Origin of the sequence: Streptomyces boncukensis, from assembly GCF_011045075.1 — a bacterium.
In the GTDB taxonomy this organism is placed as follows: Bacteria; Actinomycetota; Actinomycetes; order Streptomycetales; family Streptomycetaceae; genus Streptomyces; species Streptomyces boncukensis.
On record NZ_JAAKZZ010000750.1, the window covers coordinates 1 to 2,656 of the forward strand.

Consider the following 2,656-nt stretch of genomic DNA (forward strand, 5'->3'; position numbering starts at 1 on the left):
GGTGGGGATGGTCTCGGCCATCAGCCGGGCGTAGGCGTCGCTGCTCACGTCGTCACCTCCGCTTCGCGCTGCCGTTGCGGGTGGGGCTCGGGGATCTCGCGGCCGTCGACGTGGCAGGGCGTGCCGGGCGCGACCTGGCAGGCGGGGCACACGGCGGTGGCATACACCCAGGCGGTGATGCGGGCCGGGTGCGGCTCGATCAGGCGGCGCCGTCCGGAGCGGGTGGTGCACGGGGCGCGGTCGTGGGCGCCGCAGTGCGGGCAGTCCGCCGCGCGGGCGGGTGCTGGGCGGCGCGGGCGATCGCGCGGACCTCGGCGGGCATCGGGGCGCCTGGCGGGCGGCGGCTCACTCGGTACGCTCCCCGCCGGGACAGCCGATCCATTCGGCGCAGATCGACTTGTGCACCGTGGCCCGGCGTGAGGGCGCGTACCGGTGGAAGCGGATCAACCCGGCGGCAGCAGCGGCCTTGAGGCGGGAACCCCAGCAGTTCGGGTGCGGCGGCTCGTCGAGCCCGTCAGCGACGAGGTCGGCGGCCTGGAACGGCACGCCGCGGGCGGCGAAACGGGCTATGCGCTCGTCGCAGTCGGCGGCCCAGTCGGGGTCGAGCTGGGCGGCGCGGGCCATACCGGACTGTTTGGCGCGCTCTGCGGCGGCCGGGTCGATGACGCCGCACACGGGGACGGGGATGTGGAGCTGGCCGGTCATGCGGGGTCCTCCTCGTCGTGGAGTTCGGTCAGCAGGTGCTGGCGGTAGTCGTCGAGCGCGGCGGTCCACTCGGGCGTGATGGCGGGCGGCTCGCTGCGGGGTGTGGGGCCGGCTCCTGGGGGCCAAGCACCGGGCCGGTGGCCGGGCAGGCGCGGCGGCGCCGGTGCGGGTGGGGTGCCGGTGGGGCGGCGGATGCGGCTGCGCAGGAACTCCCGCAGGTCGCCCTGCTCGCGCATGGCGGCCACGTCCTCGACGTCGAAGTCGTCGGTCATGTCGCAGCCTCCGCGTCGTCGACGATCTCCGCATCGGGTACGTCGTCGAGGCGGGCGAGCGCGGCGCGGGACGCCTCGCGTATGCGCTGCTCGGCGACGGCCTGCTGCTCCGGCGTCAGCTCGGGTTCGCCCTTGGCGGCCCGTCGGCGGGCGCTGTGCGGGTGCTTCCGCGGCTTGCCCAAGGGCTGCTTGTCGCTGCCGCCCGGTGTCCGGCAGCCGTGACCGACGGGCGCAGTGCACGTCGGGCACACAACGCCGAGCGGGCCGGCGCGGCGCACGGAGTCGGCAACGGCCTCGGCGTCCGTGTCGGGGACCTCACGGCCGACGCTCCACCCGCGGTCCTCCAGCCCCTGGGTGAACTGCCGGGATGGGCCGCCGGTCAACTGGAGGTTGCCGGTGGGCGGGGCGACACGGCCGGAAGCGACAACGTGCACCTGGCCGCGGTACCGCGCGAGGTACTCGCTGGTCGTCTCGTCCGACAGCGGTTCGTACCGGAAGTTCTCCAGCCGCGCGTTGCGGATCTTGGTACGCAGGCTGCGCACGTGGTGGGGCAGGATCCACAGCCGCTCGCTGGGGTTCTGCGGCGGGGTTGTGTAATAGGCAGCGACGGCGTTCTTGGCGTCCTCGTCGAGGGGGATGTCGAGGAGCGCCGAGGCCCAGGCGATGGCGGCGGCGAGTGAGGGCTGTCGGTTGTCGAAGCCGGAGCAGTGGGCGAGGAGTTCGGCGGCCTCGTCGGCGTTCATGTGGGGCCTCCGTTCTGGCGGAGTTGGTCGGATAGGGCCATCCAGCCCGCGACCTTGGTGTCGGTGCCGGGCAGGGGCTGGCCGTGTGGAAGGCGGATGACGTTCCCGCCGGGGTGGTCGAGGGCGACGGGTGTGCGGATGGCGTGCCAGGAGTCGTAGAACCAGCGGCTGCTGAAGGGCGCCTTGGCGGCGCTCTGCTCGGCCTTGACTGCCTGCTCGACCATGAGCGGGATCCCGAGGCGTCTGATGTCGTTGATGACGCGGACCATGTCGTCGCCGTGGAACTTCCACGGCAGGTTGATCCCGGCGCCGCTCATGGCGTCCTGAAGGCGGACGATCTCTTCGGGGAGTCGGTCCTCCTCCTCCGCGTCTCTGGCAGCAGTGAGACGATCTTTCTTCGCCGCCGGGTTGTTGTGGTGGTTCCCTGACGGTTCCTCTGGTGGTTCTAGTGGTGGTTCCCCCGCAGATTTGACGGGGTTTTCGCGAACAATCGACGGGGTTTCTGTCGCAAAGTGCGGGGTTTCTGCTTCAAAGTGCGGGGTTTCCTCAGGCGATACCCCGTCGGATGTGCGGGGTTTACCGTCGGTAACCCCGTCAGATGGACCGGGATACTCGCTAGTTACCCCGTCAGATGTGCAGGGTTTCGGGATGATCGTATAGCGGTTCCGGACCCGTCGACCGCCACCCGATTCGACCTTCAGCTCACCCAGTTCGACCAGATTCGAGATGGCTTTCTGAACTGCCCTCGGCGACAACTTTGTCCGCTCGCACAGATCCTCGATCGAGGGCCACGCGAACCCGTCGTCATCCGCACGGTCCGCCAGGGCGAGCATGACCAGTCGCGGCCCGTTCCGGGATTCGGACCGCGCCCACACCCAGTTGGTGACCTTGATACTCAACTGACTCTTCTCTCGTTCGTGCTGGCCAGGGCAGGGA

The 2,656-nt window shown here is 70.7% G+C and carries 5 protein-coding genes; all 5 read right to left on the minus strand.

The window, feature by feature from the left end; translation table 11 throughout:
- Positions 1 to 44: 44 nt before the first annotated feature.
- Positions 45 to 167, minus strand: coding sequence for a zinc finger domain-containing protein (locus tag G5C65_RS40275; RefSeq protein ID WP_277608151.1), 123 nt, complete (start codon positions 165 to 167; stop codon positions 45 to 47).
- Positions 168 to 345: 178 nt separating this feature from the next.
- On the minus strand, positions 346 to 705 hold the full coding sequence (locus tag G5C65_RS35095) for a hypothetical protein (protein WP_165303106.1): 360 nt from the start codon (positions 703 to 705) through the stop codon (positions 346 to 348).
- Positions 702 to 977, minus strand: coding sequence for a hypothetical protein (locus tag G5C65_RS35100; RefSeq protein ID WP_165303107.1), 276 nt, complete (start codon positions 975 to 977; stop codon positions 702 to 704). The genes G5C65_RS35095 and G5C65_RS35100 overlap by 4 nt, the downstream gene beginning before the upstream one ends.
- Positions 974 to 1,720 carry a zinc finger domain-containing protein gene (locus G5C65_RS35105; RefSeq protein WP_165303108.1) on the minus strand — a complete coding sequence of 249 codons (747 nt, stop codon included), beginning with the start codon at positions 1,718 to 1,720 and terminating at the stop codon, positions 974 to 976. The genes G5C65_RS35100 and G5C65_RS35105 overlap by 4 nt, the downstream gene beginning before the upstream one ends.
- A partial coding sequence (locus G5C65_RS35110; RefSeq protein ID WP_206442623.1) for a helix-turn-helix domain-containing protein occupies positions 1,717 to 2,656 on the minus strand: 940 nt, incomplete at its 5' end. The genes G5C65_RS35105 and G5C65_RS35110, both read right to left, overlap by 4 nt.